This is a genomic window from Rhodanobacter sp. FW101-FHT13A11 (assembly GCF_058790335.1).
The window spans coordinates 132,024-158,961 of sequence record NZ_JBYTCN010000003.1; the positions used below are offsets into that span (position 1 = coordinate 132,024).

General features: G+C 67.4%; 24 protein-coding genes and 1 tRNA gene. All 25 read left to right on the forward strand.

Annotated features, from left to right (window positions below; genetic code table 11):
* The first annotated feature begins 2 nt into the window (after positions 1–2).
* The 25 genes from AC3WRN_RS05010 to infB all read left to right on the forward strand — a co-directional run bounded on the left by AC3WRN_RS05010 (position 3) and on the right by infB (position 26,862).
* Positions 3–1,349, forward strand: coding sequence for an aminodeoxychorismate synthase component I (locus AC3WRN_RS05010; RefSeq protein WP_492622145.1), 1,347 nt, complete (start codon positions 3–5; stop codon positions 1,347–1,349).
* Positions 1,349–2,176 (forward strand): aminodeoxychorismate lyase, encoded by an 828-nt coding sequence (gene pabC, locus AC3WRN_RS05015; RefSeq protein ID WP_492622146.1) that lies wholly within the window; start codon positions 1,349–1,351, stop codon positions 2,174–2,176. The genes AC3WRN_RS05010 and pabC overlap by 1 nt, the downstream gene beginning before the upstream one ends.
* Positions 2,173–3,207 carry an endolytic transglycosylase MltG gene (gene mltG / locus AC3WRN_RS05020; protein ID WP_492622147.1) on the forward strand — a complete coding sequence of 345 codons (1,035 nt, stop codon included), beginning with the start codon at positions 2,173–2,175 and terminating at the stop codon, positions 3,205–3,207. Before pabC ends, mltG begins: the two co-directional genes overlap by 4 nt.
* The gene (tmk, locus tag AC3WRN_RS05025; RefSeq protein WP_492622148.1) at positions 3,204–3,845 is read left to right on the forward strand and encodes a dTMP kinase; all 642 of its coding nucleotides are present in this window, start codon (positions 3,204–3,206) and stop codon (positions 3,843–3,845) included. Before mltG ends, tmk begins: the two co-directional genes overlap by 4 nt.
* Positions 3,842–4,777 carry a DNA polymerase III subunit delta' gene (gene holB / locus AC3WRN_RS05030; RefSeq protein WP_492622149.1) on the forward strand — a complete coding sequence of 312 codons (936 nt, stop codon included), beginning with the start codon at positions 3,842–3,844 and terminating at the stop codon, positions 4,775–4,777. Before tmk ends, holB begins: the two co-directional genes overlap by 4 nt.
* Positions 4,768–5,787 (forward strand): PIG-L deacetylase family protein, encoded by a 1,020-nt coding sequence (locus AC3WRN_RS05035; RefSeq protein ID WP_492622150.1) that lies wholly within the window; start codon positions 4,768–4,770, stop codon positions 5,785–5,787. The genes holB and AC3WRN_RS05035 overlap by 10 nt, the downstream gene beginning before the upstream one ends.
* Positions 5,788–5,892: 105 nt before the next feature.
* Positions 5,893–6,246 carry a PilZ domain-containing protein gene (locus tag AC3WRN_RS05040; RefSeq protein WP_068091064.1) on the forward strand — a complete coding sequence of 118 codons (354 nt, stop codon included), beginning with the start codon at positions 5,893–5,895 and terminating at the stop codon, positions 6,244–6,246.
* A 275-nt stretch (positions 6,247–6,521) separates the two neighbouring features.
* Positions 6,522–6,878, forward strand: coding sequence for an NADH-quinone oxidoreductase subunit A (locus tag AC3WRN_RS05045; protein ID WP_068091061.1), 357 nt, complete (start codon positions 6,522–6,524; stop codon positions 6,876–6,878).
* Positions 6,869–7,426, forward strand: a complete 558-nt coding sequence (locus tag AC3WRN_RS05050) for a NuoB/complex I 20 kDa subunit family protein (RefSeq protein ID WP_007513194.1) — start codon at positions 6,869–6,871, stop codon at positions 7,424–7,426. Before AC3WRN_RS05045 ends, AC3WRN_RS05050 begins: the two co-directional genes overlap by 10 nt.
* A 26-nt stretch (positions 7,427–7,452) precedes the next feature.
* The gene (locus AC3WRN_RS05055; RefSeq protein ID WP_492622151.1) at positions 7,453–8,187 is read left to right on the forward strand and encodes an NADH-quinone oxidoreductase subunit C; all 735 of its coding nucleotides are present in this window, start codon (positions 7,453–7,455) and stop codon (positions 8,185–8,187) included.
* A gap of 165 nt (positions 8,188–8,352) precedes the next feature.
* The gene (locus AC3WRN_RS05060; protein ID WP_492622266.1) at positions 8,353–9,606 is read left to right on the forward strand and encodes an NADH-quinone oxidoreductase subunit D; all 1,254 of its coding nucleotides are present in this window, start codon (positions 8,353–8,355) and stop codon (positions 9,604–9,606) included.
* 21 nt (positions 9,607–9,627) lie between these two features.
* Positions 9,628–10,155, forward strand: coding sequence for an NADH-quinone oxidoreductase subunit NuoE (nuoE, locus tag AC3WRN_RS05065; RefSeq protein ID WP_492622152.1), 528 nt, complete (start codon positions 9,628–9,630; stop codon positions 10,153–10,155).
* Between the two features lie 3 nt (positions 10,156–10,158).
* A complete protein-coding gene (gene nuoF / locus AC3WRN_RS05070) occupies positions 10,159–11,469 on the forward strand; it encodes an NADH-quinone oxidoreductase subunit NuoF (protein WP_492622153.1) in 1,311 nt (436 codons plus the stop codon).
* Positions 11,466–13,808 carry an NADH-quinone oxidoreductase subunit NuoG gene (gene nuoG, locus AC3WRN_RS05075; RefSeq protein WP_492622154.1) on the forward strand — a complete coding sequence of 781 codons (2,343 nt, stop codon included), beginning with the start codon at positions 11,466–11,468 and terminating at the stop codon, positions 13,806–13,808. Before nuoF ends, nuoG begins: the two co-directional genes overlap by 4 nt.
* A 5-nt stretch (positions 13,809–13,813) precedes the next feature.
* Positions 13,814–14,842 (forward strand): NADH-quinone oxidoreductase subunit NuoH, encoded by a 1,029-nt coding sequence (nuoH, locus tag AC3WRN_RS05080; RefSeq protein ID WP_492622155.1) that lies wholly within the window; start codon positions 13,814–13,816, stop codon positions 14,840–14,842.
* A gap of 3 nt (positions 14,843–14,845) precedes the next feature.
* On the forward strand, positions 14,846–15,337 hold the full coding sequence (gene nuoI, locus AC3WRN_RS05085) for an NADH-quinone oxidoreductase subunit NuoI (protein WP_068091050.1): 492 nt from the start codon (positions 14,846–14,848) through the stop codon (positions 15,335–15,337).
* 8 nt (positions 15,338–15,345) lie between these two features.
* Positions 15,346–15,993 carry an NADH-quinone oxidoreductase subunit J gene (locus AC3WRN_RS05090; protein ID WP_492622156.1) on the forward strand — a complete coding sequence of 216 codons (648 nt, stop codon included), beginning with the start codon at positions 15,346–15,348 and terminating at the stop codon, positions 15,991–15,993.
* Positions 15,990–16,295: an NADH-quinone oxidoreductase subunit NuoK gene (nuoK, locus tag AC3WRN_RS05095; RefSeq protein ID WP_068091045.1), complete on the forward strand. Its 306-nt coding sequence runs from the start codon at positions 15,990–15,992 to the stop codon at positions 16,293–16,295. Before AC3WRN_RS05090 ends, nuoK begins: the two co-directional genes overlap by 4 nt.
* Before the next feature lie 4 nt (positions 16,296–16,299).
* On the forward strand, positions 16,300–18,345 hold the full coding sequence (nuoL, locus tag AC3WRN_RS05100) for an NADH-quinone oxidoreductase subunit L (RefSeq protein ID WP_492622157.1): 2,046 nt from the start codon (positions 16,300–16,302) through the stop codon (positions 18,343–18,345).
* Positions 18,346–18,359: 14 nt separating this feature from the next.
* A complete protein-coding gene (locus tag AC3WRN_RS05105; RefSeq protein ID WP_492622158.1) occupies positions 18,360–19,868 on the forward strand; it encodes an NADH-quinone oxidoreductase subunit M in 1,509 nt (502 codons plus the stop codon).
* 12 nt (positions 19,869–19,880) lie between these two features.
* Entirely contained in the window at positions 19,881–21,335 is a 1,455-nt protein-coding gene (gene nuoN, locus AC3WRN_RS05110; RefSeq protein ID WP_492622159.1) for an NADH-quinone oxidoreductase subunit NuoN, read from the forward strand.
* A gap of 84 nt (positions 21,336–21,419) precedes the next feature.
* A tRNA-Met gene (locus AC3WRN_RS05115) sits at positions 21,420–21,496 on the forward strand.
* 197 nt (positions 21,497–21,693) lie between these two features.
* Positions 21,694–22,236, forward strand: a complete 543-nt coding sequence (rimP, locus tag AC3WRN_RS05120; RefSeq protein WP_492622160.1) for a ribosome maturation factor RimP — start codon at positions 21,694–21,696, stop codon at positions 22,234–22,236.
* 173 nt (positions 22,237–22,409) lie between these two features.
* Entirely contained in the window at positions 22,410–23,915 is a 1,506-nt protein-coding gene (nusA, locus tag AC3WRN_RS05125; RefSeq protein WP_492622161.1) for a transcription termination factor NusA, read from the forward strand.
* Positions 23,916–24,045: 130 nt separating this feature from the next.
* Entirely contained in the window at positions 24,046–26,862 is a 2,817-nt protein-coding gene (gene infB, locus AC3WRN_RS05130) for a translation initiation factor IF-2 (RefSeq protein ID WP_492622162.1), read from the forward strand.
* Positions 26,863–26,938: the final 76 nt, after the last annotated feature.

Genomic DNA, 26,938 nt, shown 5'->3' on the forward strand with positions numbered 1-26,938 from the left:
GCGTGACCTGCCATCGCCGTACTTTGACCGGCCGGCGCGACCTGCTCGCGCCGGCCGCTTCGTTTCCCGGCCGCTATCCGTGCCTGCTGGAAAGCGTGGTGCACGGCACCGCGCAGTCGCGCTACGACATCCTGTTCGCGTTTCCTGGCGAGCGGCTGACCCTGCATGCCGACGGCGTCCTGCGCGATGACGCGGGTGCCGTGCGCGAAGGGCGTTTCCTCGATGCGCTGGATGCGGCCTGGCGGGCCGAGCGGCTGCCGCTGGAGCGCGACGGGCTGCCGTTCCATGGCGGCTGGGTGCTGCTGCTGGCCTACGAGCTGGCCGGCGAGATCGAGCCGACGCTGAAGCTGCATGCGCCGTATGCCATCCCGCTGGCACTGGCCGTGCGCTGTCCGGTGGCGGCGATCGTCGACCATCGACGCGATTGCACGATCCTGGTCGCCGAGGCGGGCCACGAGCACCTGCTCGACGTGCTGGAGGCCGATCTCGCCGTCGCGTCGCCGATGCCGCCGCTGGCGGCCCCGGTCGCCTGGGAGGAGGATGCGCCGCAGCGATTCCTCGACGGGGTGGCGCGCATCCACGAGCATCTGCACGCCGGCGACATTTTCCAGGTGAACCTGTCGCGCGCCTGGCGCGCGCGCTACGCGCCGCCGCCGATGCCGGCGGCGCTCTACGCGGCGCTGCGCCGGGCCAATCCGGCGCCGTTCGCCGGCCTGTTGCAGCAGCCTGGCTGGGCAGTGGCGAGTTCCTCGCCGGAGCGGCTGGTCGAGGTGCGCGACGGCGTGGCGCAGACCCGGCCGATCGCCGGCACCCGCCCGCGGCTGCCCGGCGACGACGAGGCGGCGCGCATCCGCGAACTGAGCGCGCACCCGAAGGAGCGCGCCGAGCACGTGATGCTGATCGACCTGGAGCGCAACGACCTCGGCCGCGTCTGCGTGCCGGGCACGGTCGAGGTGGACGAGCTGATGGTGGTGGAGAGTTACGCCCACGTTCACCACATCGTCTCCAATGTACGCGGACGCCTGCGCGCCGACGTGACGCCGGGCCAGGTGATCGCCGCCACCTTTCCCGGCGGCACCATCACCGGTTGCCCCAAGGTGCGCTGCATGGAAATCATCGCCGCGCTGGAAGACGCGCCGCGCGGCGCCTACACCGGCGCACTGGGCTATCTCGATCGCAACGGTGGGCTCGACTTGAACATCCTGATCCGCACCCTGACCCTGGCCGGCGATGAAGTCAGCCTGCGCGCGGGCGCCGGCATCGTGGCCGACTCGGTGGCGGCGAGCGAGCTGGACGAGACCCGCGCCAAGGCGCGCGGCCTGCTGCGCGCGCTGGGAGTGCCGGACTGATGACGGCGCGCCTGCTGGTCAACGGCGTGGCGACGGAACAGGTGCCGGCGTTGGATCGTGGCCTGGCCTATGGCGACGGCCTGTTCGAAAGCATCCGCCTGGTCGGCACGGCGGCGCCGCTGTGGACGCGCCATATGCAGCGATTGACCGAAGATTGCGCACGTTTGCGGATACCGGCGCCCGATCCGGCGCAACTGTGGCATGAGGCGTTGGAAGTCAGCCGTGGGATGCCGCAGTCGGTATTGCGCATCACCGTCACCCGTGGTCCCGGCGAGCGTGGCTACGGCTTGCCGTCATTGCCGCGGCCGACACGGGTGGTGGCCGCATTCGCACCGCCACCGCTTGCCGCCGGGATCCATGCGCAAGGCGTGCGCATGCGCGTGTGTGACATCCGCCTGGCGGAACAGCCGCTGCTGGCCGGCATCAAGCACCTGAACCGGCTGGAGCAGGTGTTGGCACGCGCGGAATGGAACGACCCGGCGATCGCCGAAGGCGTGCTGCTCGATAGCCACGAGCGGGTGATTTCGGCGACCATGGCCAACCTGTTCGCGGTGGTCGACGGCGAGCTGCTGACGCCGGTGCTGGATCGTTGCGGCGTGGCCGGCGTGGCCCGCGCCGAAGTGCTGGCGGCGTGTCCGCAGGTGCGGGTCGGCGAGCTGACGCTGGCCATGCTGCGTAGCGCCAGCGAGGTTTTCCTCAGTTCGAGCGTGCGCGGCATCGTGCCGGTACATTCGCTGGATGACCGCGGCTACGCGCCGGGCGCGACGACCCGCCAGCTGCAGCAGCATTGGCGCAACCTGGGATTTCCGATGGAGCAGGACGGATGAGCGACAAACCGACGCGCAAGCGCGCATGGCCGCGACTGCTGCTGATCGTGCTGCTGGTGGCTGCCGGCGCGCTGGCCTATGGCTGGAACGACTACGCCCGCTTCGGGACCGCGCCGCTGAACGTGACGGCGCGGGGCGAGAGCATCGACGTCGGTCGCGGCAGCAGCTTCAAGGCCATCGTGGGCGAGTTGCGCCAGCGCGGATTCAGCACGGCCAATCCGTGGTACTGGCGGCTGCTGGCCCGGCAGACGCACGTGGCCGGCAGGCTGCACGCCGGCGAGTATGCGCTGGAGCCGGGCATCACGCCGCGCCAGCTGCTTGCGAACATGGCGGCCGGCAAGGTGCTGCAGCGCAATGTCACCATCGTCGACGGCTGGACCTTCGGCGAGCTGCGCCAGGCGCTGGCCAGGGCCGAGAAACTGAATCACGACAGCGCCGGGCTGGACGATGCCGCGATCATGCAGAAGATCGGCGCCGGCGGCGAAACGCCGGAAGGCCGTTTCCTGCCCGAGACCTACGCCTACGTGAAGGGCGACGGCGACCTGGACATCCTCAGGCGCGCGCATGCCGCAATGGTGAAGACGCTCGATGAATTGTGGGCGGGACGCGCGCAGGGCCTGCCGCTGGCCTCGCCGTACGAGGCGCTGATCCTGGCTTCGATCGTGGAGAAGGAGACCGGCCGACCGGACGAGCGCGCGCAGATCGCCGGCGTATTCGTGCGGCGCCTGCGCAACCACATGCTGCTGCAGACCGACCCCAGCGTGATCTACGGCATGGGCGCGAGCTACGCCGGCAACATCCACAAGAGCGACCTCACCACCGACACGCCGTACAACACCTATACCCGCGCCGGCCTGCCGCCGACGCCGATCGCCCTGCCGGGCAAGCCAGCGCTGGTGGCGGCGCTGCATCCGGCCGATGGCGACACGCTGTATTTCGTGGCCCGCGGCGACGGCGGGCACGTGTTCTCGCGCACGCTGGAGGAACACAATCGCAACGTCGACTGCTACCAGCGGAAGCGCTGCCGATGACCACCGCGCGCGGGAAATTCATCAGCCTGGAAGGCGGCGAGGGCGCCGGCAAGAGCACCTTGCTGGCAGGCCTGCGTGCGTACCTCGAACGGCATGGCGTCGCCCTGGTGCAGACGCGCGAGCCCGGCGGCACCGCCGTGGGCGAGGCGGTGCGCGCGATCGTGCTCGACCCGGCCCTGCGCGGGCTGGCCGCCGAGACCGAGCTGCTGCTGATGTTCGCCTCGCGCGCGCAACTGGTGCGCGAGGTGATCGGGCCGGCGCTGGCAGCCGGGCAATGGGTGCTGTGCGACCGCTTTGCCGACGCCAGTTACGCCTACCAGGGCGGCGGCCGCGGCCAGCCGGCGGAGCGCATTGCGGAACTGGAACGCTGGGCCTGCGCCGGCGTGAAACCCGACCTGACCCTGCTGCTCGACCTGCCGGTGGCGACCGGCCGTGCCCGCGCCGCGGGCCGCGGCGACGCCGACCGCATCGAGGTCGAGGCGGATGCGTTCTTCGAGCGGGTACGCGCCAGCTATCGCGAGCGTGCCGCGGCCGAGCCGGCGCGCTTCCGGGTGATCGACGCCAGCCAGTCACCTGCTGCCGTGCTGCAGGCTGCCATCCAGGCGCTGGCGCCATGGTTCGGGGAAGCGCAGGCATGAACGGGCTGCCCTGGCACGCCGAACACTGGACGCGGTTGCAGGCGCGCCGGCAGCGCGAGGCGCTGCCGCACGCCCTGCTGCTGTGCGGTGCCGCGGGCCTGGGCAAGCGCGCGTTTGCGCAGCGCTTCGTGCGGGGCCTGCTGTGCGGCGAGCCGGCGGGCGGCGACGCCTGCGGGCACTGCCGCAGCTGCCTGCTGCTCGCCGCGGGTTCGCACCCGGACCTGGTGGCGCTGGGCTTCGGCTTGCGCAAGGACGGCGTGCAGCGCAGCGAGATCGTGGTCGACCAGATCCGCGAACTGTCGGCGCGGCTGGCCATGAGCAGCCAGTTCGGCGGCTGGCAGGTGGCGGTCATCGACCCGGCCGACGCGATGAACCCGGCTGCCGCCAACGCGCTGCTGAAGACGCTGGAGGAGCCGGCGGCGCAGACCATGCTGATCCTGCTGGCCGATGCGCCGTGGCGTTTGCCGCAGACCATCCGCAGCCGTTGCCAGCGGATCGAGTTCCAGTTGCCCGCCACGGCGGATGCGCTGGCCTGGCTGCAGGCCCAGGGCGTGCGCGATGCGCCGGCCGCACTCGCCGCGGCCGGCGGCAATCCCGGCCTGGCCAGGGCCTGGGCCGGGGAGGGCGCCTTGGAGCGACGGCAGGAAGTGCGCAAGGATCTGGCCGCACTGGCCGCGGGCCGCGGCCAGCCGACCGAGGTGGTCAAGCGCTGGCTGGACAGCGAGCCGGCACAGCGGCTGTGGTTCGCCGCGCAGGCTGCCGCCGACGAGATCAGGGCGCGCGCGCTGCCGGGCAACGGGCCGCTGGCCAGCACGCTGGATGTCGAGGCGCTCGGCCACTGGTACGACGCGGCCAACCGCACCCGCGAGGGCCTGCGCGGGCCGTTGCGCGCCGACCTGCTGCTGCTGGAACTGCTGGCGCAATGGCGGTGAGCGGAGCGCACGCCAGCGTGTCGCCGGCGACGGATCGAGCCGGCGGGCTGCCGCCTTTTTCCGCGCGCACCCGCCTGCTGGTGGTGGCGCCGCATCCGGACGACGAAACCATCGCGACCGGCCTGCTGATCCAGCAGGTGCGTGCGGCAGGCGGCGAAGTGCGGATCCTGCTGCTGACCGCGGGCGACAACAATCCGTGGCCGCAACGCTGGCTGGAACGGCGCCTGCTGATCCGTGCCGCCGATCGCCGACGCTGGGGGCGGCGGCGCCATGCGGAAGTGCTGCAGGCACTGCAGACTCTCGGCGTGCCGGAGCCGGCGCTGCAGTCGCTGGGCTGGCCGGACATGGGCCTCACCGAGGTGCTGCTGCAGGCGAATGGCGTGGCGATGGCGACGCTGGCCACGGCGATCGGCGAGTTCCGCCCCGATCTGGTGGCAGTTACGGCGCTGTCGGATCGTCATCCCGACCATGGCACCGCCCATGTGCTGGTGCGCCTGGCGCTGGCCGGGCAGGCGCGGCCGCCGGCACTGCTGACGTACCTGGTGCACGGCCGGGAAGAGAGTCACCGCTCCGTTGAGATCCGCGGTACGGCGGCGCAGTCGGCGAACAAGCGTGCGGCGCTGGCGGCGCATCGCAGCCAGATGGCCCTGAGCGGCAAGCGCCTGGCCCGGCTTGCCGCCCGTCCCGAGCGCTATGCGTATGCGGAGGTGGCGGAAACCTCGCCCGGCGCCGCGACGGCATTGCCGTGGCAACCGCCGATGTGGCTGCGGCCGTGGTTGCAGCTCAGCGTGGCCAGTGCGGCGGGGGTGCATAGCTGGCGCTGGCGCGACGCCCCCCTGCAGCGCGACCCGGCCGGTTGTTTTCACCTGCCGCCGGCCGGAGCGGAACATCCCCGCTTCGTGCGGCTGGCGCTGACCTTGCGTTCGCCATGGATCTTCGATCATTGGGGCTGGTGCGAGCTGCCGGGCCGATCCCGCGGTGCCGCGGCGGCTCTCGCGCAGGCCGGTTGACCGGGCTGCCCTCGCCGAAGCGTCGTGACGGTGGTGCCGGTGGGGCGCAGCGTCTAAGATCGGCGGCGTCGATCGGGCGGTTCCGGCGCCCGACAGGAGCCCAGCATGAAACCCATGGCCGCCCGTCAGGGCATCATCTCGTTGAAAATCAAGGATGCGGCTTCGCTGTACAACGCCTATATGCCGTTCCTCAAGCATGGCGGCCTGTTTGCGGCGACGGCGCAATCCTATTCGCTGGGCGACGAGGTGGTGCTGCTGGTGACCCTAGCCGAGGAGACCGAGCGTCTGTCGGTGGTCGGCAAGGTGGTCTGGATCAGCCCGGTCGGCGCGCAGGGCAACCGCACCGCCGGCATCGGCATCCACTTCAACGAATCGGGCGATGCCGAAGCCGCCCGCAGCCGGATCGAGAACATCCTGGCTGGCACGCTGACCTCCGAGCGCCCCACCCACACCATGTGATGGCGTCATCATGGCGCCTGCACGCAGTCGGGTGTTAATGCGCATCACATCGGTCGTCAAGGCTTGTTGTGCCCATGCGCACTGATACAATGGCGGGATTCGCGGATCCATCCCGCGAGACATCGGATGCCTGCGCGCGGCGGCAGAGCCTGCAGGCAAGGCTGAAAAGTCCACGGCCGTGTCGGCCTGCCGAATCGAAGTCGCCGGACCGTGCGTTGCTGGATGCAAATCCCCGCGGTCACTGATGCGCCCCTGGCGCGGAGGTAAGTTGCATCGTGCTTGCCGAATACTGGCCTGTCCTGTTGTTCATCGGCGTTGCCGTCGGCCTTGGCGTGGCATTGCTGGCCATCGGCCTGCTGGCCGGGCCGCGTCGTCCCGAATCCGAGAAGCTCTCGCCCTACGAGTGCGGTTTCGAGGCGTTCGAAGACGCCCGCATGCGCTTCGACGTGCGCTACTACCTGCTCGCCATCCTGTTCATCATCTTCGATCTGGAAATCGCCTTCCTGTTTCCGTGGGCAGTGGTGTTCAAGCAGATCGGCCTCATCGCATTGATCGAGATGGGCCTGTTCCTGCTGCTGCTGGTCGTCGGTTTTGCCTACGTGTGGAAGAAGGGAGCACTCGAATGGGAGTGATGGATTCCGTCAGCCGGGTGATGCACAACCCGGAGCCGCTGAACCTGGTCGACGACATCCTGCGGCCGGCGGGCGACAACCCGGTGGTGCAGCGCGGCTTCGCCACCACCAGCATCGATGCGCTGATGAACTGGGCGCGCACCGGCTCGATGTGGCCGATGACGTTCGGCCTGGCCTGCTGCGCGGTGGAGATGATGCACGCCGGCATGTCGCGGCTGGACCTGGACCGCTACGGCGTGATCTTCCGCCCCAGCCCGCGCCAGTCCGACGTGATGATCGTGGCCGGCACCCTGGTCAACAAGATGGCCCCGGCGCTGCGCAAGGTCTACGACCAGATGCCCGAGCCGAAATGGGTGATCTCGATGGGCAGCTGCGCCAACGGCGGCGGCTACTACCACTATTCCTATTCCGTGGTGCGCGGCTGCGACCGCATCGTGCCGGTGGACATCTACGTGCCGGGCTGTCCGCCCACGGCCGAGGCGTTGATCCACGGCATCCTGCAACTGCAGAAGAAGATCCGCCGCACCAGCACCATCGCGCGCTCTTGAATGGCACGTTTCTGAAGGCGCAGTCCATGACCGATACCCAAAAGACCTCGCTGGCCGGGCAGCTCGCTGCGCGATTCGGCGACACGCTGGCCGTCACCACCGTGCGCAACGAGACGGTGGCCGAACTGGCCGCCGCCGACCTGTTCGCGGTGGCCACCGCGCTGCGCGACGAGCCGGCGTTTCGCTTCAGCGAATTGATCGACCTGTGCGGCATCGACTACCTCGGCTACGGCCAGACCGAGTGGGATACCGAAACCGTCTCCGGCACCGGTTTCTCGCGCGGCGTGGAAGGCCAGGCGCAGGGCCGTTTCGACTGGGCCGGGCGCCCGCGCGGCAACGGCGAGAACCAGCCGCGCCGGTTCGCCGCGGTGATCCAGCTGCTCTCGATCGAACACAACCGCCGCCTGCGCCTGCGCGTGTTCTGCGAGGACGACAGCCTGCCGGTGGTGCCGTCGCTGACTTCGGTGTGGCCGGGCGTGAACTGGTTCGAGCGCGAGGCGTTCGACCTGTACGGCATCATCTTCGACGGTCACCCGGACCTGCGCCGCATCCTCACCGACTACGGGTTCGTCGGCCATCCGTTCCGCAAGGACTTCCCGCTGATCGGCAACGTCGAGGTGCGCTACGACCCCGAGCAGCAGCGGGTGATCTACGAGCCGGTGTCGATCGAGCCGCGCGTGCTGGTGCCGCGCACCATCCGCGACGATGCCGACCTGATGCAGGCCAGGGCCGAAGCCGCCGACCACTGGCGGGAGAACTAGCATGTCTCGACTGACGAATTTACAGCGAGCCTCGCGGCGGCTTTGCGTGCCATGCGTCGTTGCTCGTCGGCGCCATAGTGACCACTATGGCTTCTCCTCGCGCCTAGCCTGGCGCGCAAATCCACTCGCGATTTCTCGCTGAAATCCGTCAGGCGAGACATGACCATGCAAGAAATCCGCAACTACACGATGAACTTCGGCCCGCAGCATCCGGCCGCACACGGCGTGCTGCGCCTGATCATGGAGATGGACGGCGAGACCATCGTCCGCACCGATCCGCACGTCGGCCTGCTCCATCGCGGTACCGAGAAGCTGGCCGAATCCAAGCCGTTCAACCAGTCGATCGGCTACATGGACCGGCTCGACTACGTGTCGATGATGTGCAACGAGCACGCCTACGTGCGCGCGATCGAGACCCTGCTGGGGATCGAGGCGCCGGAGCGCGCGCAGTACATCCGCACCATGTTCGACGAGGTCACCCGCATCCTGAACCACTTGATGTGGATCGGCTCGAACGCGCTCGACCTAGGCGCGATGGCGGTGATCCTGTACGCGTTCCGCGAACGCGAGGAACTGATGGACGTCTACGAGGCGGTGTCGGGCGCGCGCATGCACGCCACGTACTACCGCCCGGGCGGCGTCTACCGTGACCTGCCGGAGCAGATGTCGAAGTACCACGAGTCGCCGTGGCACAAGGGCGCTGACCTGAAGCGCATCAACAGCTGGCGCGAAGGCTCGATGCTCGACTTCCTCGACGCGTTCACCGCCGACTTCCCGTCGAAGGTGGACGAGTACGAGGAACTGCTCACCACCAACCGCATCTGGAAGCAGCGCACCGTCGGCATTGGCGTGGTCAGCCCGGAGCTGGCCCAGCAGTGGGGCATGACCGGCGCGATGCTGCGCGGCTCGGGCGTCGAATGGGACCTGCGCAAGAAGCAGCCGTACGCGAAGTACGCCGAGATGGATTTCGACATCCCGGTCGGCGTCAACGGCGACTGCTACGACCGCTACCTGGTGCGCGTGGAAGAGATGCGCCAATCCAACCGCATCATCCGGCAGTGCGTGGAGTGGCTGCGCGCCAACCCCGGCCCGGTGATGGTGAAGAACTTCAAGGTGGCGCCGCCGTCGCGGGTCGAGATGAAGCAGGACATGGAAGCGCTCATCCATCACTTCAAGCTGTTCACCGAGGGCTACTGCGTGCCGGCCGGCGAAACCTATTGCGCGGTCGAGGCGCCCAAGGGCGAGTTCGGCTGCTACCTGGTTTCCGACGGCGCCAACAAGCCGTTCCGCGTGCACCTGCGCGCCCCGGGCTTTGCCCACCTGTCATCCATGGACACCATCGTGCGCGGCCACATGCTCGCCGACGTGGTGGCCATGATCGGTACCTACGACCTCGTGTTCGGCGAAGTGGACCGCTGAGCCGGCACGACGGAGAAACGCATGAAAGCCACCGGACATTACGAGCAGGTCAGGAACGTCGACCCCCTCGTCGAACTCAACGAGCATACCCGCCATCACATCGACGAGTGGGTGGCCAAGTTTCCGCCGGACCGCAAACGCTCGGCGCTGATCCAGGCGCTGTTCGGCGCGCAGGAGCAGAACCACGGCTTCCTCACCGACGAGCTGATCACCGCGGTCGCGAAGTACCTCGACCTGCCGGCGATCTGGGCCTACGAGGTGGCCAGCTTCTACTCGATGCTGGAGACCAAGCCGGTCGGCCGCAACAACCTGGCGATCTGCACCAACATCTCCTGCTGGCTCAACGGCGCCGAGGGACTGGTGCACCACTGCGAGAAGAAGCTGGGCATCAAGCTGGGCGAGAGCACGCCGGACGGCCGCGTCTACCTGAAGAAGGAAGAGGAGTGCATCGCGGCCTGCGTGTATGCGCCGGCGGCGACCGTGAACGGGCATTACCACGAGCACCTCACTCCCGAGAAGCTCGACGAAATTCTGGACGGGCTGGAGTAAGCCATGGCAGTCGGACCCGCTCCGCAGGAACACCAGGTCGTCTACACCACGCTGCATTTCGACACGCCGTGGTCGATGGAAAGCTACGAGAAGGTCGATGGCTACAAGGCATGGAGGAAGATCCTCGCCGAGAAGCCCGACCCGGTTTCGCTGGTCGACGAAATCAAGAAGAGCAGCCTGCGCGGCCGTGGCGGTGCGGGCTTTCCCACCGGCCTGAAGTGGTCCTTCATGCCGAAGGGCGACATGCAGAAATACATCCTGTGCAACTCGGACGAATCCGAGCCGGGCACGGCGAAGGATCGCGACATCCTGCGCTACAACCCGCATGCGGTGATCGAGGGCCTGGCGATCGCCTGTTACTGCACCGGCTCGACGGTGGCCTACAACTACCTGCGCGGCGAGTTCCACCACGAGCCGTACGAGCATTTCGAGGCGGCGCTGAAGGAAGCCTACGCGGCCGGCCTGCTCGGCAAGAACGTGCAGGGCACCGGGCTGGACGTGGACGTCTACGCGGCGCTCGGCGCCGGCGCCTATATCTGCGGCGAAGAAACCGCGCTGATGGAATCGCTGGAAGGCAAGAAGGGCTGGCCGCGCTTCAAGCCGCCGTTCCCGGCCAACTTCGGCCTGTACGGCAAGCCGACCACGATCAACAACACCGAGACCTATGCCTCGGTGCCGGCGATCCTGCGCAACGGCGCCGACTGGTTCCTCAACCTCGGCAAGCCGAACAACGGCGGCCCGAAGATCTTCTCGGTGTCCGGCCACGTCAACCGCCCCGGCAACTACGAGATCCGCCTGGGCACGCCGTTCGCCGAGCTGCTGGCGATGGCCGGCGGCGTGCGCAACGGGCACAGGATCAAGGCGGTGATCCCGGGCGGCTCCTCGATGCCGGTGCTGCCGGGCGAGACGATGATGAGCCTCACCATGGATTACGACGCGATCCAGAAGGCCGGTTCGGGCCTCGGTTCGGGCGCGGTGATCGTGATGGACGAGACCACCTGCATGGTGCGCGCCTGCGAGCGCATCAGCCAGTTCTACCACATGGAATCCTGCGGCCAGTGCACGCCGTGCCGCGAGGGCACCGGCTGGATGCACCGCGTGCTGACGCGCATCGCCGCCGGCAAGGGCAATGCCGACGATCTGCATCGCCTCAAGACGGTGGCCGGCCAGATCGAGGGCCACACCATCTGTGCCTTCGGCGAGGCGGCAGCCTGGCCGGTGCAGGGTTTCCTGCGCCATTACTGGCATGAGTTCGAATACTACGTCGAGCATGGGCACTCCATGGTCGACGCCACGCGTGGAGCCGCGGCATGAGCGCGCAGCCGACCCAGAACACCGCGCCGAATCTCGTCAACATCGAGGTCGACGGCAAGCCGATCCAGGTACCCAAGGGCTCGATGATCATCGAGGCCACCGATCGGGCCGGCATCCCGATTCCGCGCTTCTGCTATCACCGCAAGTTGCCGATCGCGGCGAGCTGCCGGCAGTGCCTGGTCGAGGTGGAGATGGGCGGTCGCCCGATGCCGAAGCCGCAGCCGGCCTGCGCCACCCCGGTGGCCGAAGGCATGAAGGTGCTGACCCGCTCGGACAAGGCGCTGCACGCGCAGCGCAACGTGATGGAATTCCTGCTCATCAACCACCCGCTGGACTGCCCGATCTGCGACCAGGGTGGCGAGTGCGAGCTGCAGGACATGGCGCTGGGCTACGGCCGCAGCGTGTCGCGCTTCACCGAGCGCAAGCGCACCGTCGCCGACGAGAACATCGGCCCGCTGGTCGCCACCGAGATGACGCGCTGCATCCATTGCACGCGCTGCGTCCGTTTCATCAGCGAGATTGCCGGCACCTACGAGTTCGGCAGCATGGACCGTGGCGACCGCCACGTGATCGGCACGTATATCGGCAAGAACGTGGAGAGCGAGCTCTCAGGCAACATCATCGACGTCTGCCCGGTCGGTGCGCTCACCGACAAGCCGTTCCAGTTCAAGGCGCGCGCGTGGGAGCTGGTCGCCAAGCCGTCGATCGGCTATCACGACGCGCTGGGCTCCAACCTGTGGCTGCACACCCGCCGCGGCGAGGTGCTGCGCACGGTGCCGCGTGACAACGAGGCCGTCAACGAGTGCTGGCTGTCCGACCGCGACCGCTACAGCCACCAGGGCATGGTCGCCGCCGACCGCATCGGCGCGCCGGAAGTGAAGCGCAACGGCCAGTGGCAGGCGACCACCTGGGAAGACGCGCTGCAGGCCGCGGGCGAGGCGCTGAAGAAGGTGCCGGGCAGCGAGCTGGGCATCCTGCTGCATCCGGCCACCTCGAACGAGGAGGGCGACCTGCTGATGCGGCTGGCGCGCGGCTTGGGCAGCGCGCACGTCGACCACCGCCTGCGCCAGCTCGACTTCGCCGACAACGCCGTGGCGCAGCCGTTCGCGCTGCCGGTGACGGAGGTCGAGCAGGTCCGGGCCGCCTTGCTGGTCGGCTCCGACCTGCGCCATGAAATGCCGCTGCTTAACCATCGCCTGCATCAGGCGGCCAAGAAGGGCGCGAAGGTCTACGCGGTCAATCCGGCGCACTTCGATTTCAACTACAAGCTGGCCGGCGAGGCGGTCGTGGCGCCGCAGGCGCTGGTCGACGCGCTGCTGGCGCTGGCCAGGGCTGCCGTGGCCGCCGGCGCGGCCGCGCCGGCGGCACTGGCCGAGGCGGTTGCCGCGGCGCAGTACGACCAGGGCGACAGCGACGCGATCGCCGCGCTGAAACAGGCTGCATCGGAGCAGGGCAAGGCGGTGGTGATCCTCGGCGAGGCCGCCGTGACCCATCCGCAGGCCTCGTGGCTGCGGGCGGTCGCGCGCTTCGTCGCCGATGCCACCGGCGCCGGCTACGACGAACTGCCGGTCGGCGCGAATGCCGTCGGCCTGGCGCGGCTCGGCGTGGTGCCGGGCAACGGCGGCCTGGACGCGCAGGCGATGCTGGCGCAGCCGCGCAAGAGCTACCTGCTGTACGGCGTCGAGCCGCCGCACGACTTTGCCGATGGCGGCGCGGCCTTGCGGGCGCTGCATGGCGCGGACCAGGTGGTGGCGTTCAGCGCCTATGCCAGTGCCGCGCTGCGCGAGGTGGCCGACGTGATCCTGCCGATCGCGCTGTTGCCGGAGATCGACGCGACCCTGGTCAACGTCGATGGGCTGGCGCAGGGCGTGGCCGCCGGCGCGAAGGCGCCGGGCCAGGCCCGGCCGGGCTGGAAGGTGTTGCGTGCGCTGGGCGGCGCCCTGCAACTGGTCGGCTTCGAGTTCGACGATCTCGCCGGCCTGCGCGACGGCATCGCCGAGCGTGCGGCGATGCCGCGCAGCGGCCTGGCCGTGCGCACGGCCGTCAATGGCCTGACCCGCCTGGCCACCTGGCCGATCTACCGCAGCGATGCGGTATTGCGTCGCGCGACGGCGTTGAATGCGCACCCGCTGAACCGTGCGCCCGCGGTGCGCCTGAATGCGGCGGAAGCCGGCCGGCACGGCCTCGCCGCCGGCGACCAGGTACGCGCCGCCGACGCGCTGCTGCCGCTGGTGATCGATGCCGCCGTGCCCGACGGCACGGCGTGGATCGAGGCGGCCCAGGATCTCACCGTCACGCTGCCGCCCTACGGCGCGGCCATCACCTTGGGCAAGGCATAAGCATCATGGCTGATCAACTCATCAACCAGATCGTGTGGCCGATCATCTACATCCTATGCATCGTGCTGCCACTGGTGCTCGCGGTGGCGATGTTCGTCTACTGGGAGCGCAAGGTCCTCGGCTGGATGCACGTGCGCATGGGGCCGAACAAGGTCGGCCCGTTCGGCCTGCTGCAGGCCTTCGCCGACGTGGTGAAGCTGCTGATCAAGGAAGTGATCCTGCCGACCAAGGCCAACCGCTTCCTGTACTACACGGCGCCGATGATCGCGCTGGTGCCGGCACTGGCGGCATGGGCGGTGGTGCCGTTCAGCGGCAGGATGGTGCTGTCCAACGCCAACGCCGGCGTGCTGTACCTGCTGGCGATGACCTCGATGGGCGTGTACGGCATCATCATCGCCGGCTGGGCGTCCAACTCGCGCTATGCACTGCTCGGCGCGATGCGCTCGGCGGCGCAGGTGATCTCCTACGAACTGGCGATGGGCCTGTGCCTGGTCTGCGTGCTGGTGCTGGCCGGTTCGCTGAACCTCACCGCGATCGTCAACGCGCAGGCCGGCAGCAAGGGCATCCTCGACTGGTTCTGGCTGCCGCTGCTGCCGGTGTTCGTGGTGTATTTCATCTCCGGCGTGGCCGAGACCAACCGCGCGCCGTTCGACGTGGCCGAGGGCGAGTCGGAGATCGTCGCCGGCTTCCACGTGGAATATTCCGGCTCGGCATTCGCGCTGTTCTTCCTGGCCGAATACGCCAACATGATCCTGCTCAGTTTCCTCGCCGCGGTGCTGTTCATGGGCGGCTGGCTGTCGCCGTTCCCGGCCTCGTGGGGCTTCATCGGCCACGGCGGTTTCCCCTGGCTGCTGGTCAAGGCGTTCCTGTTTTCCTTCATGTTCCTGTGGTTCCGCGCCACTTTCCCCCGCTATCGCTATGACCAGATCATGCGGCTGGGCTGGAAGGTGTTCATTCCCATCGCCATCGCGTGGGTCTTCGTGGCCGGTTGCCTGAAGTACTGGGGCCTGGTCAGCATCGGCACGGGGGCATAAGCCATGAATCGCGTTACCGGTTATTTCAAGAGCCTGCTGCTGGTCGAGCTGTTCCAGGGCATGGGCGTGACCCTGCGCTACCTGTTCAAGCCGAAGTACACGATGCGCTACCCGATGGAGCACATCCCCAAGTCGAACCGCTTCCGCGGCCTGCATGCGCTGCGCCGCTACGCGAACGGCGAGGAACGCTGCATCGCCTGCAAGCTGTGCGAGGCGGTGTGCCCCGCGCTGGCGATCACCATCGACTCGGCGCCGCGCGAGAGCGACGGCCAGCGCCGCACCACCCGCTACGAGATCGACCTGTTCAAGTGCATCTACTGCGGCTTCTGCGAGGAGAGCTGCCCGGTCGATTCGATCGTCGAGACCTCGATCCACGAATACCACTTCGAACACCGTGGCGAGAACGTGGTGAACAAGCAGCAGCTGCTTGCCATCGGCGACCGCTTCGAACAGCAGATTGCCGCCGACCGCACGCAGGATGCGGCGTACCGCTGAGGCCAACGATGAACCCCCAACTGTTGCAACTCATCTGTTTCTACGCCTTCGGCTTCGTCACCGTCGCCGCGGCATTGTCGGTGATCACGCTGAAGAACAGCGTGCACGCGGTGCTGGCGCTGGTGCTCACCTTCTTCAGTGCGGCCTGCCTGTGGCTTCTGCTCGAGGCCGAGTTCCTGGCGCTGGCGCTGATCGTGGTCTACGTGGGCGCGGTGATGGTGCTGTTCCTGTTCGTGGTGATGATGCTCGACATCGATCAGGAGAAACTGCGCGAGGGCTTCGTGAAATTCCTGCCGGTCGGCCTGATCGTGGCGGCGGTGATGCTGGTGGAGATGCTCGGCCTGATCGGCGTGCGCGCGATGCAGGCGAAGGTCATGGGCGCCGACCCCGCGCTGGCCGCGGGCATGAGCAACAATACCGAATGGCTGGGCCATGCGCTGTACACGAAGTTCCTGCTGCCGTTCGAGATCGCCGCGCTGATCCTCACCGTGGGCATCGTGGCGGCCGTGGCGCTGACCCTGCGCGAGCGCCGCGACGCGCGCTACGAATCGGCCAGCCAGCAGGTCAAGGTCAATCCGCGCGACCGCGTGCGCATCGTGAAGATGGCCGCCGTCCGCCCCGACGAACCGACCGCCCCCCAGGAGCCGCAGCCATGATCTCGCTCGCGCACTACATCGTGCTCGGCGCGGTGCTGTTCTGCATCGCCGTCGCCGGCATGTTCATCAATCGCAAGAACGTGATCGTGCTGCTGATGTCGATCGAGCTGATGCTGCTCGCCGTGAACATGAACTTCGTGGCGTTCTCGCGTTTCCTCGGCGACGTGGCGGGGCAGGTGTTCGTGTTCTTCATCCTCACCGTGGCGGCGGCGGAAGCCGCCATCGGCCTGGCGATCCTGGTGCTGCTGTTCCGTACGCGCAGCACCATCAACATCGCCGACATCGACAGCATGAAGGGCTGAACACATGGGTCTTTCCACCTCCATCCTGCTGACGATCGCGCTGGCGCCGCTGGTGGGCTGCGTGCTGGCCGGTTTCCTGGGCAGGTTCCTGGGGCGCGCCGGTTCGCACGGCGTCACCATCCTCGGCGTGGCTGTATCGTGCGCGCTGTCGTTCTACGTGCTGTACCAGCTCACCATGGGCGGGGCGGCCGAGTACAACCAGAACATCTACACCTGGTTCCAGATCGGCCCGTTCAACGCCAGCGTCGGCTTCATGGTCGACCGCCTGACCGCGCTGATGCTGGTGGTGGTGAGCTTCGTGTCGCTGCTGGTGCACGTCTACACCATCGGCTACATGGCCGACGACGACGGCTACACGCGCTTCTTCAGCTACATCTCGCTGTTCACCTTCTCGATGTTCATGCTGGTCATGAGCAACAACTTCATGCAGCTGTTCTTCGGCTGGGAAGCGGTGGGCCTGGTGTCGTACCTGCTGATCGGCTTCTGGTACAAGCGGCCGACCGCGATCTTCGCGAACCTGAAGGCGTTCCTGGTCAACCGCGTGGGCGACTTCGGCTTCCTGCTCGGCATCGCGGCGGTGCTGTATTTCCTCGGCACGCTGGACTACGCCACCGCGTTCGCCGCGGCCACCGGCCTGGCCGGCAAGACCCTGCAGATCACCGCGAACACGCAGTGGGACGCGGCCACGGTGATCTGCATCTGCCTGTTCGTCGGCGCGATGGGCAAGTCGGCGCAGGTGCCGCTGCACGTGTGGCTGCCCGACTCGATGGAAGGCCCGACCCCGATCTCCGCGCTGATCCATGCGGCGACGATGGTGACCGCCGGGATCTTCATGGTGGCGCGCATGTCGCCGCTGTTCGAGATGTCGTCCACCGCGCTGAGCTTCGTGCTGGTGATCGGCGCCACCACCGCGCTGTTCACCGGGCTGATCGGCATCGTGCAGAACGACATCAAGCGGGTGATCGCGTACTCCACGCTGTCGCAGCTGGGCTACATGACGGTGGCGCTGGGCGTGTCGATGTACTCGGGCGCGGTGTTCCACCTGATGACCCATGCGTTCTTCAAGGCGCTGCTGTTCCTCGGCGCCGGCTCGGTGATCATCGCGATGCACCACGAGCAGGACATGCGCTACATGGGCGGCCTGCGCAAGTACATGCCGGTCACCTGGATCACCATGTGGGTCGGTTCGCTGGCGCTGGTGGCGGTGCCGTTCACCTCGGGCTTCTACTCGAAGGACGCGATCATCGAGGCGGTCGGCCTGTCGCATCGCTGGGGCGCGCACTATGCCTATTTCTGCGTGATGGCCGGCGCGCTGGTGACGGGCCTGTACACGTTCCGCCAGATGTACCTCACGTTCCACGGCAAGGAGCGCTTCAAGGTGGTCGAGCCGCATGGCCACGGCCATCACGACGGCCATGACGACCATGGCCATCACGAGCCGGGCGTGCTGGCGCATGCGCCGAAGGAATCGCCGTGGGTGGTGACGCTGCCGCTGGTGCTGCTGGCGATCCCGTCGCTGCTGGTCGGATTCTTCACGGTCGGCCCCACGCTGTTCGGCAACTGGTTCCGCGGCGCGATCCGTGTGGACGAGGCGAACGACGTGCTGGCCGAGCTGGGCCACGAGTTCCATGGCGCGGCGGCGATGGCCCTGCATGGATTCACCCAGTTGCCGTTCCTGCTGGTGCTGGTCGCCTTCGCGGTCACCACCTACATCTACCTGTTCAACCCGGCGCTGGCGGACCGGATCAAGTCGGCGCTACGGCCGCTGTGGACGGTGCTCGACCGCAAGTACTGGGTCGACGACGTGTACTTCGCGCTGTTTGCCCGTGGCGGCGTGCTGCTGGGTCGCGGCTTCTGGAAGGCCAGCGAGACGGCGGTGATCGACGGTGCGATGGTCAACGGCTCGGTGAACCTGGTGCATCGCGTCGCCGCCACGATGCGCCGCCTGCAGTCGGGCTACCTCTACCACTACGCCTTCGCGATGATTCTCGGCCTGATCCTGCTGCTTGGCGGATATTGGCTGGTCGGGTCCGGGCTGGCCGGGCACTAAGGGAAACGGGATCCATGTTCAATCACTTGCTCAGCCTGCTGATCTGGCTACCCGTCGTCGGCGCCATCCCGGTGCTGCTTGCCGGTTCGGCCCGGCCCAATCTCGCCCGCTGGCTGTCGCTGCTGGTGGCGGTGCTGACCTTCGTGGCCAGCCTGTTCCTGCTGGTGCAGTACAACCCCGCCGGCGCCGTGATGCAGCTGGTCGAAAGCCACCTGTGGATCGCCTCCTGGGGCGTCCATTACGGCCTGGCGGTCGACGGCATCTCGGTGGCGCTGATCGTGATGACCACCTTCGTCGGCGTTCTGGTGATCGCCGGCGCGTGGGAGGTCATCCAGGACAAGCCGCAGCAGTACATGGCCGCGATGCTGGTCCTCGAGGGCCTGCTGATCGGCGTGTTCTGCGCCACCGACGCGCTGCTGTTCTACGCGCTGTTCGAGGCGATCCTGATCCCGATGTTCATCCTGATCGGCATCTGGGGCGGCCCGCGCCGCGTGTACGCGACGCTGAAGTTCTTCATCTACACGTTCTTCGGCTCGGTCTTCATGCTGATCGCGCTGCTGTACCTGTACCAGAAGGCGCATACGTTCGACCTGGCCACGCTGGCGGCGCTGCCGCTGACGTTCAAGGAACAGGCCTGGATCTTCTTCGCGTTCCTGATCGCGTTCGCGATCAAGGTGCCGATGGTGCCGGTGCACACCTGGTTGCCGGACGCCCACGTCGAGGCGCCGACCGGCGGTTCGGTGGTGCTGGCGGCGGTGATGCTGAAGGTCGGTACCTACGGCATGCTGCGCTTCATCCTGCCGATCGTGCCCGATGCCGGTGCGCATTTCGCTTGGCTGGTCATCGTGCTCAGCCTGATCGCGATCGTCTACATCGGTTACGTCGCGCTGGTGCAGGAGGACATGAAGAAGCTGGTGGCGTACTCGTCCGTGGCGCACATGGGCTTCGTCACGCTGGGCATCTTCATCGCGTTCATGCTGGTGCGCGAGCAGGGCAGGACCGACACGGCGATGCTCGGCATGCAGGGTGCGATGGTGCAGATGATCTCGCACGGTTTCGTCTCCGGCGCGATGTTCACCTGCATCGGCGTGATGTACGACCGCATGCACACGCGCCTGATCAAGGACTACGGCGGCGTGATCAACGCGATGCCGTGGTTCGGCTTCTTCTACGTGCTGTTCGCGATGGCCAACTGCGGCCTGCCGGGCACCAGCGGTTTCGTGGGCGAGTTCATGGTGATCCTGGCCAGCTTCACCGCCAATCCATGGGTCGCGCTGTTCGCTGCGTTCACCCTGATCATCGGTGCGGGCTACACGCTGTGGCTGGTCAAGCGCGTGCTGTGGGGCGCGATCACCAATCCGCACGTGGCGGAGATGAAGGAGATCAACGGGCGCGAGACGTTCGTGCTGGCCGCCTTCGCCGCCGCCGTGCTGGCGCTGGGCGTCTGGCCGCAGCCGCTGGTCCACCTGATGGACAGCTCGGTGTCGCAGCTGGTGCAGCAGCTGGCTATTCACAAGATTTGATCGGGACCCGACATGCCAACCTTGAATGACATCCTGATCCTGCTGCCGGAATTCTATTTGGTAGGGGCCGCGTGCGTGCTGTTGCTCGCTGACGCCTTCATGAGGCCGGCGCAGCGTCCCTGGCTGCACTGGATCTCGATCGCCGTGCTGCTGGTGGCGATCTACCTGGTGATCGCCGGCCAGCCGCCGCAGGCGGTGACCGCGTTCGGCGGCATGTTCGTGCGCGACGACGTGGCCGAGATCCTCAAGGCGTTCGCGCTGGGCACCACCGCGATGGTGTTCGTCTACGCGCGCCCGTACCTGATCGACCGCAAGCTGGTCAGCGGCGAGTTCTACACGCTGATGATCTTCGCCGTGCTCGGCATCATGCTGCTGGTGTCGGCCGGCAACCTGGTCACCGTCTATCTGGGGCTGGAGCTGCTGTCGCTGTCGTCGTACGCGCTGGTAGCGCTGAACCGCGACGCGAAGCTGCCGCCGGAGGCGGCGATCAAGTACTTCGTGCTGGGCGCGCTGGCCTCGGGCATGCTGCTGTACGGCATGTCGATGGTCTACGGCGCTTCCGGCATGGGCGGCACGCCGACCCTGGACCTGGCACAGCTGCACAACGTGATGAGCTACACCACGGCGCCGACGCTGTTGCTGTTCGGCCTGGTCTTCATGGTCGTGGGCGTCGGCTTCAAGCTGGGCGCCGCGCCGTTCCACATGTGGATCCCCGACGTCTACCAGGGCGCACCGACGCCGGTCACCACCTTCATCGCCTCGGGCTCCAAGCTCGCCGCGTTCGGCATGGCCTATCGCCTGCTCGACGCCGGCATGGGGGACCTGTCGCAGCATTGGCAGCTGATGCTGGCGGTGCTGGCGGTGGTTTCGCTGGCGATCGGCAACCTGGTCGCGATCGTGCAGACCAACCTCAAGCGCATGCTGGCGTACTCGACCATCTCGCACATGGGCTACCTGCTGCTCGGCCTCTCCGCCGCCGGTCCGGAGGGCTATGCCGCGGCGATGTTCTACGCGATCTGCTATGCGCTGATGGGCGTGGCCGCGTTCGGCGTGATGCTGGCGCTGACCCGCGCGGGTTTCGAGTGCGAGGAAATCGCCGACCTGAAGGGGCTCAACCAGAAGTCGCCGTGGATGGCATTCCTGATGCTGCTGGCGATGTTCTCGCTGGCCGGTGTGCCGCCGCTGTTCGGCTTCTGGGCCAAGGTGCTGGTGCTGGAGGCGGCGATCCACGCGAACATGCTGTGGCTCGCCATCGTCGGCATCGTGTTCGCCATCATCGGCCTGTACTACTACCTGTACGTGGTCAAGGTGATGTACTTCGACAAGCCGGTCGCCGGCAGCGAGTTGCGGGTGCAGCCGGACAAGCCGCTGCGCATGGTGCTGTCGCTGAACGCGCTGTCGCTGCTGGTGCTGGGCTTGTACTGGGGACCGCTGCTGGGCTGGTGCCGACGCGCGTTCGGGTTGTGAGCCAGGGGCCCCGGCTCCGGCGAGGAAGGATTGCGTCGAGGCTTGCAAGAAACCGGCCACCCCGGTAAACTCTTCGGACTCTGATGCGGGGTGGAGCAGTCTGGCAGCTCGTCGGGCTCATAACCCGAAGGTCGCAGGTTCGAATCCTGCCCCCGCTACCAGATCTTTCTTGATGCAAGAAAGCCTCCTCGTGAGGCTTTTTTGTTGGGCGCAGGGATGCGTCGTGCGGGGGCGCCTCGGGCAGCACCCGCACCGGAAAGAGCTGCATGGAGTGGGACATCGGCGAGATAGGGAAATGGGCCGTTGGAGCCCATTTTTTGTTTCTGCGATTCTCACAGGTGATCTGGGAAGGCTACCTATGGATACACAGGCACTGGTGCAACGTTTCAGCGGGGTCCTGGCCGATCTGGGCCTGGAATGCCTCGGCGTGGAGTTCACCCCGTCGCACGGGCAGAGTACGCTGCGCGTTTATCTGGACTTGCTGGACAAGGAAGCGGGCGACGGCGAGCGCCGCGAGGTCGGTATCGAGGATTGTGAGACCGCCAGCCGCGAGTTGTCCGCCCTGCTCGACGTGGAAGACCCGATTCCGGGCCATTACGTGCTGGAGGTTTCCTCGCCGGGCCTGGATCGGCCGCTGTTCACCCCTGCGCAGTTTGCGCGGGCCGGCGGGCAGGAAGTGAAGGTGCTGCTGAGGGCGCCGCTTGAAGGTCGTCGTCGCCTGCGTGGCAAGCTGGTTTCGGTGGAAGGCGGGCGCATCGTGCTGGAAGCCGAGGGCAAGACGTTCGAATTCGACCACGCGCTGGTGGAAAGTGCGCGCGTGGTGCCGGACTGGGTGGCGCTCGGTTATGCGCCGCAGCCCAAGCCCGGCGGCAAGGCGCCCGGCAAGAAGCGGGCTGGCTGAATTGAATGGTGCGGCCATGGAAGGTCGCTTACTGATCTTCGCGCTCATGGACGAACGCAGAGAAACCGAATTGAACAGTGCGGCCAAGGAGGGCCGCCTCTTGATCCTCGCGTTCAGGGATGAACGCAAAAGTTACCGATCGGACGCCGCAGGGCGTTTATGGAGCTGCTGCAATGAGCAAAGAACTTTTGCTGGTCGTCGACGCGGTCGCCAATGAAAAGGGCGTGCCGGAAGAAGTGATTTTCGAAGCGATGGAGGCCGCGCTGGCCTCGGCCGCGAAGAAGCGCTATCCGGACGAGGAGCCCGATATCCGCGTGTCGATCGATCATGATACCGGCGAATACGAGACGTTCCGCCGCTGGGAAGTCATCGCCGACGACGGCGAGATGGAATCGCCGTCGTATCAGCTGCGCCTGATGGACGCGCTGGACGAGCGCGCCGATGCCGAGGTGGGCGAGTACATCGAGCAGCAGGTCGAGAACGCCGAATTCGGCCGCATCGCCGCCCAGGCCGCCAAGCAGGTGATCGTGCAGCGCGTGCGCGAGGCCGAGCGCCAGCAGGTGGTCGACGCGTTCGCCGACCGCGTAGGGGAGCTGGTCACCGGCATCGTCAAGCGTGTGGAGCGCGGCAACATCTACCTCGACCTGGGCGGCAACGCCGAGGCGTTCATCCCGCGCGACAAGACGATTCCGCGCGAGTCGGTGCGCGTGGGCGATCGCGTGCGCGGCTACCTGTACGAGGTGCGCTCCGAGGCCCGCGGCCCGCAGCTGTTCGTGTCGCGCGCCGCGCCGGAGTTCATGATCGAGCTGTTCAAGCTGGAAGTGCCCGAGGTCGGCCAGGGCCTGGTCGAGATCAAGGGCTGCGCGCGCGACCCGGGCGACCGCGCCAAGATCGCCGTGCTGGCACATGACACGCGCACCGATCCGATCGGCGCCTGCATCGGCATGCGCGGTTCACGCGTGCAGGCGGTGTCCAACGACCTCAACGGCGAGCGCGTGGACATCATCCTGTGGCACGAGAACCAGGCCCAGTACGTCATCAACGCGATGGCGCCGGCCGAGGTGCAGTCCATCATCATGGACGAGGAAAAGCACTCGATGGACATCGCGGTGGCCGAGGACAAGCTCTCGCAGGCCATCGGCCGCGGCGGCCAGAACGTGCGCCTGGCCAGCAAGCTCACCGGCTGGCAGCTCAACGTGATGACCCAGGACCAGGTCACCGCCAAGAGCGAGGCCGAACAGGAGGCCGCGAAGGCGCTGTTCATGGAGAAGCTCGAAGTGGACCAGGAAATTGCCGTGATCCTCGTGCAGGAAGGCTTTTCCAGCATCGAGGAAATCGCCTACGTGCCCAGCGCCGAACTGCTGGCGGTGGAGGGCTTCGACGAGGACATCGTCGAGGAACTGCGCGCCCGCGCCCGCGATGCGCTGCTGACCGAGGCACTGGCGGTGGAGGAGGGTGTCGACGAACATCAGCCTTCCGACGAGCTGCTTGCGCTGGAAGGGATGGACGAGGCGACGGCCTACGCGCTGGCCGCGCGCGAGGTGACCACGGTCGACGACCTGGCCGACCTGGCGGTGGACGACATGATCGATATCGAGGGCATGGACGAGGAACGCGCCGCAGCGCTGATCATGGCCGCGCGTGCGCCGATGATCGCGCGGCTGGAGAAGGGCGGCTAACCGCAGGCGGCGGCGCCCCGGACGGGCGTGCCGAGAAAGGCCATGAGGGGCCTTTCACCACGGATGGGGGTGGCGGTGCAGATGGTGCCGCACAGATGATAAGCGCGGGAACGGCGGAGCAAAGAACACGATGTCGGACGTCACGATCAAACAACTCGCCCAGGTGCTGGGCATGCCGGTCGACAGGCTGCTGACGCAGCTTGGCGAGGCGGGCATGAAATTCTCCGACCAGGAGCAGGTCATCAGCAGCACCGAGAAGGTGAAGCTGCTGGGCTTCCTGCGCCGCACGCACGGCAAGGGCGGAGTCGCCGCGGAGGTCGAGGACAGCGCGCCGCGCCAGATCACCCTCAAGCGGCGGACGGTCGGCGAATTGAAGGTGGCCACGCCGGGCGGCCGCGGCGCCACCGGCGCAGCCAAGACGGTCAACGTCGAGGTGCGCGCCAAGCGGACCTACGTCAAGCGCAGCGTGATCGCCGAGGAAGCCAGCGTCGAGCCCGAGCGCGAGGAGGCCGTGCGCAAACTGCAGGAATCGCAGCAGCAGCGCGAGCAGGAAGAACGCGAGCGGATCGAGGCCGAGCATCGCCGCCAGGTCGAAGCGCAGCAGCGCGCCCTGGACGAAGAGCGGCAGCAGGAGGAAAAGGCGCGGATCGAGGTCGAGACAGCCGGCATCGCCGAGCCGGATACGACCGAGCCCGTCGCGGCGGCAGTGGAGACGCCGGCCGCCGAGGCGGCGCCGGCAAGCGCGGGTGGCGAGGCGGACGCATCGGTCCAGCGGATCGACCAGCGCGAGCTGGGCATGATCCTTCCGCGCATCCATGAACCGCGCAAGCGCGAGAAGCTGGTCAAGCCGGTCGCGGCGCCAGCCGCTGCGGCCGCTGCGGCCGCTCCGGCCGTGCGTCCCGCCGCGGGCGACGGGACCGCGGCTGCCGCGGCCGAAGGCGGTCGCGGCAAGTCCAAGCATCCACGCGAACGCAACGACATTGCCGGGGACAAGGAAGGGCGCGAGAGCGCCAGCAAGCGTTTCGCCGGCGGCCAGATGCATCTCAGCGAGGCCGACCGCGCCCGCCGTTCTTCCAGCGGCAAGCGCGGCAAGGCGGCCCGCGGCGGCGGCCGCGAGCTTTCGCCGCGTGGCGGCGGCAGCGCACCGACCGGCTCGCACGGCTTCTCGCGGCCGACCGCACCGGTGGTGCGCGAGGTGGTCGTGAGCGATACCAACATCGTCGCCGAGCTGGCCCAGAAGATGGCGGTCAAGGGCTCCGAGGTGGTCAAGGCGCTGTTCAAGATGGGCGTGATGGCGACCATCAACCAGACCATCGACCACGACACTGCCGTACTGGTGGTCGAGGAACTCGGCCACACGCCGGTGGCCGACAACCAGAACAACGCCGAGGAGACGCTGGCGGCGCATACCCAGAACATCGAACTGGAGGGCGAAAAGGTCACGCGGCCGCCGGTAGTGACGATCATGGGCCACGTCGACCACGGCAAGACCTCGCTGCTCGACTACATCCGCCGCACCAAGGTTGCTTCCGGCGAAGCCGGCGGCATCACCCAGCACATCGGCGCCTACCACGTGGAGACTTCCAGGGGCGTCATCACGTTCCTGGATACCCCCGGCCATGCCGCATTCACCTCGATGCGCGCCCGCGGCGCGCAGTCGACCGACATCGTGGTGCTGGTGGTGGCCGCCGACGACGGCGTGATGCCGCAGACGGTGGAAGCGGTGAAGCATGCGCGCGCCGCCAAGGTGCCGCTGATCGTCGCGGTCAACAAGATGGACAAGGACGGCGCCAACCCGGACAACGTCAAGCAGGGCCTGGTGCAGCACGAAGTCGTGCCGGAAGACTGGGGCGGCGACGTGCAGTTCATACCGGTATCGGCCAAGACCGGCGCGGGTGTCGAGGATCTGCTCGATGCGATCTCGGTGCAGGCCGAAGTGATGGAGCTGAAGGCCGTGGCCGATGGCCGCGCTTCCGGCGTGGTGATCGAATCCAGCCTGGATCGTGGTCGCGGCCCCGTCGCGACGGTACTGGTGCAGCAAGGCACGCTGCGCAAGGGCGATTTCGTGGTCTGCGGTGTCGAATACGGCCGCATGCGCGCGCTGATCGATGAAACCGGCAAGCAGGTGGCCGAAGCCGGCCCGTCGATCCCGGTGCAGGTGCTCGGCCTGTCCGGCGTGCCGGAAACCGGCGACGATTTCGTCGCTGTCGAGGACGAGCGGCTGGCCCGCGAGGTCGCCGAGGAGCGCCAGCTCAAGCGGCGCGAGACGCGGATGGTCAGCAAGAGCAACCGGCTCGAGGACATCATCGCCAAGATGGGCCAGGGGGTGGAGCAGCAGACGCTCAACATCCTGGTCAAGGGCGACGTGCAGGGCTCGGTCGAGGCTTTGCGCGAGTCGCTGACCCAGATCGGCAACGACCGGGTCAGGGTCAACGTGGTGGCCTCCGGCGTCGGTGGCATCACCGAGTCCGACGCCACTTTGGCGGCTGCTTCGAAGGCGCTGGTGATCGGCTTCAACGTGCGTGCCGACGCCTCGGCGCGCAAGGTGATCGAGACGAATGGCCTGGACGTGCGCTACTTCTCGATCATCTACGACGTGATCGATCAGGTGACCCAGGCGGCCACCGGCCTGCTCGGCATGGAAGTGCGCGAGGACATCATCGGCACCGCCGAGGTGCGCGATGTCTTCCGCAGCTCGAAGTTCGGCGCCGTGGCCGGCTGCATGGTCACCGAGGGCGTGGTCAAGCGCAGCAAGCCGATCCGCGTGCTGCGCGACCACGTGGTGATCTTCGAGGGCGAGCTGGAATCGCTGCGCCGCTTCAAGGACCTGGTCGACGAGGTGCGCGCCGGCATGGAATGCGGCATTGCCGTGAAGCAGTACAACGACGTCAAGCCGGGCGACCAGATCGAGTGCTTCGAACGCACCGAAGTGGCGCGTACGCTCTAAAGCAGAAACGAGTGGGCAGGAGTGAGAAACGAGAGAAGCGCAAACGCGCTCTCTCGTTTCTCACTCCTCATCACTC

Bases quoted from the DNA above. Each gene is read 5' to 3' on its own strand.
- pabC (WP_492622146.1), top strand. From the start codon at position 1,349: ATGACGGCGCGCCTGCTGGTCAACGGCGTGGCGACGGAACAGGTGCCG.
- mltG (WP_492622147.1), top strand. From the start codon at position 2,173: ATGAGCGACAAACCGACGCGCAAGCGCGCATGGCCGCGACTGCTGCTG.
- tmk (WP_492622148.1), top strand. From the start codon at position 3,204: ATGACCACCGCGCGCGGGAAATTCATCAGCCTGGAAGGCGGCGAGGGC.
- holB (WP_492622149.1), top strand. From the start codon at position 3,842: ATGAACGGGCTGCCCTGGCACGCCGAACACTGGACGCGGTTGCAGGCG.
- AC3WRN_RS05035 (WP_492622150.1), top strand. From the start codon at position 4,768: ATGGCGGTGAGCGGAGCGCACGCCAGCGTGTCGCCGGCGACGGATCGA.
- AC3WRN_RS05040 (WP_068091064.1), top strand. From the start codon at position 5,893: ATGAAACCCATGGCCGCCCGTCAGGGCATCATCTCGTTGAAAATCAAG.
- AC3WRN_RS05050 (WP_007513194.1), top strand. From the start codon at position 6,869: ATGGGAGTGATGGATTCCGTCAGCCGGGTGATGCACAACCCGGAGCCG.
- AC3WRN_RS05055 (WP_492622151.1), top strand. From the start codon at position 7,453: ATGACCGATACCCAAAAGACCTCGCTGGCCGGGCAGCTCGCTGCGCGA.
- AC3WRN_RS05060 (WP_492622266.1), top strand. From the start codon at position 8,353: ATGCAAGAAATCCGCAACTACACGATGAACTTCGGCCCGCAGCATCCG.
- nuoE (WP_492622152.1), top strand. From the start codon at position 9,628: ATGAAAGCCACCGGACATTACGAGCAGGTCAGGAACGTCGACCCCCTC.
- nuoF (WP_492622153.1), top strand. From the start codon at position 10,159: ATGGCAGTCGGACCCGCTCCGCAGGAACACCAGGTCGTCTACACCACG.
- nuoG (WP_492622154.1), top strand. From the start codon at position 11,466: ATGAGCGCGCAGCCGACCCAGAACACCGCGCCGAATCTCGTCAACATC.
- nuoH (WP_492622155.1), top strand. From the start codon at position 13,814: ATGGCTGATCAACTCATCAACCAGATCGTGTGGCCGATCATCTACATC.
- nuoI (WP_068091050.1), top strand. From the start codon at position 14,846: ATGAATCGCGTTACCGGTTATTTCAAGAGCCTGCTGCTGGTCGAGCTG.
- AC3WRN_RS05090 (WP_492622156.1), top strand. From the start codon at position 15,346: ATGAACCCCCAACTGTTGCAACTCATCTGTTTCTACGCCTTCGGCTTC.
- nuoK (WP_068091045.1), top strand. From the start codon at position 15,990: ATGATCTCGCTCGCGCACTACATCGTGCTCGGCGCGGTGCTGTTCTGC.
- nuoL (WP_492622157.1), top strand. From the start codon at position 16,300: ATGGGTCTTTCCACCTCCATCCTGCTGACGATCGCGCTGGCGCCGCTG.
- AC3WRN_RS05105 (WP_492622158.1), top strand. From the start codon at position 18,360: ATGTTCAATCACTTGCTCAGCCTGCTGATCTGGCTACCCGTCGTCGGC.
- nuoN (WP_492622159.1), top strand. From the start codon at position 19,881: ATGCCAACCTTGAATGACATCCTGATCCTGCTGCCGGAATTCTATTTG.
- rimP (WP_492622160.1), top strand. From the start codon at position 21,694: ATGGATACACAGGCACTGGTGCAACGTTTCAGCGGGGTCCTGGCCGAT.
- nusA (WP_492622161.1), top strand. From the start codon at position 22,410: ATGAGCAAAGAACTTTTGCTGGTCGTCGACGCGGTCGCCAATGAAAAG.
- infB (WP_492622162.1), top strand. From the start codon at position 24,046: ATGTCGGACGTCACGATCAAACAACTCGCCCAGGTGCTGGGCATGCCG.